The 2,169-nt window shown below is 56.6% G+C and carries 1 protein-coding gene; it reads right to left on the bottom strand.

From position 1 onward, the window contains the following. Window positions 1-209: 209 nt before the first annotated feature. Complete coding sequence (locus AAA069_RS09915) at window positions 210-1,904, bottom strand: phospho-sugar mutase (protein ID WP_006235592.1); 1,695 nt, start codon at window positions 1,902-1,904, stop codon at window positions 210-212. Between the last annotated feature and the right edge of the window lie 265 nt (window positions 1,905-2,169).

The following is a 2,169-nucleotide window of genomic DNA, read 5'->3' as shown; positions in this document are numbered from 1 at the left end:
GGTGCACGCTTTGCGGCCGATCCGGTTCCACCGGGCCGCGCGGCAAGGAGATATATTGCCAGACCGGAGGGGCCCCGCGGGCGGGAATCTGGGCGTACACATTTCCTACACATTTTGTGATTCTCAGCTGTGTTTGCCGGTAATAAAGAGGGGACCTCGTTTCCGAGATCCCCTCCTCCGTCTAACTGTAGAAATAGGCTTTCAAAGCCTTAGGCCAACAACTTGCGACCAGACTCCTCAATCGCGTCAAGTGCGGCATCAGCCTCGGCGGCATCCGCGCCCTTAGCGAAGATGTACAGCTTAATCTTGGGCTCGGTGCCGGAAGGACGAACAATACCCTTGTTGCCGCCCTCAAGATCGAACTCAATGACGTTAGCCTTCGGCAGGCCGTTCACGCAGGTGTTGTAATCCACGACAGCCTCAATCTTGGAACCGGCGAGCTCCGCGGGCGGGTTCTCGCGCAGACCAGCCATGATGCCGGCCATCTTTGCCGCACCCTCAGCGCCCGGATAGCTCAGCGAAATCGTCTTGTTGTGATAGTAGCCATACTTCTCGTACAGCTCGTGCATCGCATCTGCAAGGTTCTTGCCCTGGAGCTTGTAATACTGCGCCATCTGGCAAATCAGAAGAGAAGTGCTCACGGCGTCCTTGTCGCGCACGTGGTCACCGGCCAGATAGCCGTAGCTCTCCTCAAAACCGAAGATAAAGCGATCGACCTCGCCAGCATCGGAAAGAGAAGTAATGATGTCGCCGATGTACTTGAAGCCCGTCAGGCAGCGGCGGAGCTCAAAACCGTACTCGTCGGCCAGAGCGTCAACCATGGCGGAAGAAACGATAGTAGTGACAGCAACCTTCTTAGTGAGGTCCTCACCGCGAGCAGCGCGGGTCTTGCAGATATAGTCAAGCAGCAGAACGCCCATCTCATTGCCGGTCAGCAGCAGATAGTCATCGCCATTCTTAACGGCAACGCCAACGCGATCGGCGTCAGGATCGGTTGCAAGCAGCAGATCGGGGTGAACCTGCTCGCACAGGTCAATGCCCTTCTGCATGGCCTGACGAATCTCGGGGTTAGGATACGGGCAGGTCGGGAAATCGCCGTTAGGCTCCTTCTGCTCGGGAACAACCGTGACATCAGTGATGCCAGCGCGCTCGAGCACCGTCGTGACGGGAATGAGGCCAGTGCCGTTGAGCGGAGTGTAGACGAGCTTAAGCGGAGCGCCAGCGATCTCCTCGGCAGAAAGGTTAGTCACGCCGCGGGCGAGAACGGCGTCGTAATAACGCTCGAGGCACGAGTCATCGATCCATTTGACCAGACCCTGCTCAAGAGCCTCATCGAAGTCCATGGACTTCACGCCGGTGAACGTATCGGTCTCGGCGATAGCCTTAGAAATTGCATCGGCGGCCTCGCTGGTGATCTGGCAGCCGTCGGGGCCATAGGCCTTATAGCCGTTATAAGGCGCCGGATTATGACTAGCGGTCATGCAAATGCCACCGGAGCACTTAAGGTCGCGGACGGCCCAGGAGAGCGTCGGCACAGGAGAAATCTTAGGATACACGAGGGCAGTCACGCCGTTTGCTGCAAGAATGGCAGCCGTCGTCTTGACGAACAGCTCACCTTTATTGCGGCTATCGCGAGCGATGGCGACCGTCGGATGCTCGAAGGTCGCATTGAGGTAGTCAGCGAATCCCTGGGTCGCACGACCGACCGTATAGATATTCATACGGTTAGTGCCCGCACCGATAGTGCCGCGAAGGCCGGCAGTACCGAAGGCAAGATCCTGGAAGAAAGCGTCGGTGATGGCGTCCTCATCACCCTGCTCCTTCATCGTGTTAAGCTCAGCGAGGAGCTCCTCGTCCTTGACATTGGCAATCCAAGTATCAAGCAGCTCATGAACATCTGCCATATGAGTCCTTCCGTCACAATCAATAAAACGACCCGTGTAAAACAGGACAAGCGCAGCAGTGCGCTAAAGCAAATATTAGTCCATTGAGAACAAAGAACCGACCAAAGAACGGTGAACGTCTATATTCAGCGGTGGATGATTAAATTGATTTAATTGCAGAAGGAATGTTGCGCGTAAACGCAAAAAAGGGGGAGGCCGCGAGGCCTCCCCCTTCCAAGTTCAAGCGTACGGCTCGGTGCCGTCCACCGGTCAGCGGCGCCCTGGC

Origin of the sequence: Collinsella sp. CLA-SR-H006 (genome assembly GCF_040097075.1) — a bacterium.
In the GTDB taxonomy this organism is placed as follows: domain Bacteria; phylum Actinomycetota; class Coriobacteriia; order Coriobacteriales; family Coriobacteriaceae; genus Collinsella.
The sequence above is the reverse complement of the archived record's forward strand: the minus strand, read 5'-3'. Positions and strand labels throughout refer to the sequence as shown.

Excerpts from the sequence above, each read along its gene's own strand:
- AAA069_RS09915 (WP_006235592.1), bottom strand. The coding sequence starts at position 1,904 with ATGGCAGATGTTCATGAGCTGCTTGATACTTGGATTGCCAATGTCAAG.